This is a genomic window from Streptomyces sp. SID3343 (genome assembly GCF_009865215.1).
Classification (GTDB): Bacteria; Actinomycetota; Actinomycetes; order Streptomycetales; family Streptomycetaceae; genus Embleya.
This window is the reverse complement of the sequence record NZ_WWJX01000832.1, coordinates 1-3,008: the sequence shown is the minus strand read 5'-3', so window position 1 is coordinate 3,008 and position 3,008 is coordinate 1. Positions and strand designations below refer to the sequence as shown.

The 3,008-nt window shown below is 71.3% G+C and carries 2 protein-coding genes; both read right to left on the bottom strand.

The window, feature by feature from the left end; translation table 11 throughout:
• Positions 1 to 146 precede the first annotated feature (146 nt).
• Positions 147 to 698 carry a sigma-70 family RNA polymerase sigma factor gene (locus GT354_RS26100; protein ID WP_161358818.1) on the bottom strand — a complete coding sequence of 184 codons (552 nt, stop codon included), beginning with the start codon at positions 696 to 698 and terminating at the stop codon, positions 147 to 149.
• Between the two features lie 241 nt (positions 699 to 939).
• The gene (locus GT354_RS26095; protein ID WP_237535463.1) at positions 940 to 2,994 is read right to left on the bottom strand and encodes an MMPL family transporter; all 2,055 of its coding nucleotides are present in this window, start codon (positions 2,992 to 2,994) and stop codon (positions 940 to 942) included.
• Positions 2,995 to 3,008: the final 14 nt, after the last annotated feature.

Sequence of the window (3,008 nt, the reverse complement as noted above, 5' to 3'; positions counted from 1 at the left end):
CAGCCGGCGCCGGACGAACCGCCAACCGCCGCGCCGCACGGCGGCCCAGTGCGCGAAGGCCACCACCAGGATGGTGATGCCCAGCCAGCCGAGCAGTTGCCTCGTGTCGTGTCCCGCGACACTCAGCGCGAGATCCCCGGAGGCGGTCATCCGGTCTCCCCCAGTACGGCCAGCTGCCGACGGATCGCGGCGATCCCGTGATGGGTACGCGACTTGACCGTCCCGCGCGGTATCCCCAGGGTGCGGGCGACCTCCGCGCCGCTGCGGTCGAGCAGGTGCACCTGGGCGAGCGCCTCGCGATGGGTGGGCGCCAGGGCACGCAACGCGCCCACGAGCATGCACCGGTCCACCGCGGACGACGCGGGGTCGGGCACCGACGGCAGCCCGGTGAACTCGCTCGGGTCGATGCCCACGGGAAGCGACCGGTTGCGGCGCAGCGTGTCCACCGCGAGATTGCGGGCGACGCGAAACAACCACATCCGGATCGGCCTGCCGTCCCAATCCAGGCGATCCGCCGACTCCCAGGCCCGCAACAGGGTTTCCTGGACCACGTCCTCGACGGTGTGGACATCGGGACCCACAATGGTGCTCACATAGCGGCGCAACGCCGGGGTCTCGGCGAGCAGCGACTCGATCCGCCGATCACGCTCGTGGGTCTCACGGCGGGTGTCACGGCACGGTTCGCGGCCAGGCGACAAGGCAGGGCTCCCTCAAGGTTCGGCCGACGACCGTTCCGTCGCCCGGGCTCACGATAGGAAGCCCGAAACACCCCTGGCGGGCCGTGAAATGAACACTCGGCGATGATCAGGAAGACCCCCGGTGCCCGACCCGACGCGTGTGCCCCAACACACCGAGGCGGTGCCGGCGAAGGACTGGGATCCTCGCCGACACCGCCTCGGTGTCAGGGCCTCGGGGCCGATTCGACAACTGCCGTGCAGGTCAACCGTGTTCGATCGCGATCCTGGGCAGCTTGCGGTCGAGCCACCGCGGCAGCCACCACGCCTTGGCGCCGAACAGGCGCATCACCGCCGGGACGATCAGGCAGCGGATCACCAGCGCGTCGAGCAGGATCGCCACCGCCAGGCCCAGCCCGAACTGTTGGAGCATGCGATCCTCGCTCAGCACGAAGGCGCCGAAGACCACGATCATGATGGCCGCCGCGGCCGTGATCACCCGGCCGGTGGTGGCCAGACCCTCGCGGACCGAGTGCCCCGCGTCGCGGGTGCGCTGCCACTCCTCGTGGACGCGGGCGAGCAGGAAGACCTCGTAGTCCATCGACAGGCCGAACACGATCGCGAAGATCATCACCGGGATGAACGCCTCGATCGGCCCCTCCTGCACCCCGAACATGCCGTGCTGGAACACCAGCGTGAGCACGCCCATCGCCGCACCGATGCTCAGCAGGTTGAGCAGCGCCGCCTTGAGCGGTACCAGGATCGACCGAAAGACGAGCAGCAGCAGCACGAACGAGAGCCCGACCACGATCGCCACGAACAGCGGCAGCCGGTCGGAGACCTTGGCCGCGAAGTCCTCGACCCCCGCCGTCCCACCGCCGACCAGGACGGTCGAGCCGGTGTCGCGCTCCACGGCGGGCATGACGTCCTGACGCAAACGCTTGACGAGTTCGGTGGTCGCCTCGTCCTGGGGCGCCGACTTCGGGTAGGCGATCACGGTGGACACGCTCGCGTCGCCGGACGGCAGGATCGGGCTCACCGCGACGATCCCGGCGGTGCCCTCCAACGTCGCCCGGGTCCGCTGCGCGGCGGCCGCGTCACCCTCGACGACGACGAACAACGGCCCGTTGAAACCCGGCCCGAAGCCGTCGGCCAGCAGGTCGTACGCCTGCCGACTGGTCTTGGCCGGCGCGTCGTTGCCCGCGTCGGCGAAGCCCAGTCGCATGTCGACCGCCGGCGCCGAAAGACCGATCAGCGCGACGACCGGGACGATCAGCGCGACCCACGGGCGACGCTGGACGAACGCCGCCCACGCGCGCCACCGAGTGCCCTCGGCGACCTTGGCCTTCGCCGCGCGGCGCTCGACGTTGCGCTTGATCCGCGCGCCGAACAGGCCCAGCAGCGCGGGTAGCAGGGTCAACGACGCGAGCATCGTCATCAGCACGGTCAACGCGACCGCGAGCGCGACGCCGCGAAGCGAACCCAGGCCCAGCGTGACCAGACCGAGCAGCGCGATGATCACCGTGCAGGCCGCGAAGAACACGGTCCGGCCCGCAGTGTCCAGGGCCCGCCGGCCGGCCGTCTCGGCGTCCGCGCCGCGCAGCAACTCGGTGCGGTAGCGGGAGAAGATGAGCAGGGCGTAGTCGACCCCGACACCCAGGCCGACGAGCATCATCACCGGCGGCGTGAAGTCGGCGATGCTCGCGACCCGTGACGTGAGCATCACCAGGCCGAGCGTGCTGCCCACGGCGAAGATCGCGGTCAGCAACGGCACCGCGGCGGCCACGAGCGAACCGAACAGGAACACCAGGATCACCAGCGCGCCCAGCATGCCCGCGCCCTCGGCCGCACCGCCGCCGCTCTCCTGGGCGCCGCGGATCTGATCGCCGCCGAGTTCGACCCGCAGCGTGGCGCCGCGGACCTCGGCGGCCTGCGCGGTGTCGATGATCGAGCGGACCGCGTCCTTGGGTACGTCGGTGCCCACGCCGTCCAGGGTGACCGTCGCGTACGCGGTCAGGCCGTCGCGGGACACGGCGCCCGCGTCGGCGTACGGACTGCGTACCTCCGCGACGTGCGGAAGGCCGCCCACCGCGCCGAGCATGCGCTCGACGCGTTCGCGGGTCGCCGGCGCGGACACCGGCGCCTTGTCGTGCAGGACGATCTGGACGCTGTCGCCGGCCTGGGTGGCGCCGTGCTCGCGCAGCGTGTCGGCCGCCTGCTGCGACTCGGTGCCCGGAAGCGAGAAGTCGTTGTGGTAGTCGCTGCCGACCGCCATCGCGATGCCGCTCACCGCGATCAGCACGGCGACCCAGACGAGCAGAGCCGCCTTGCGGC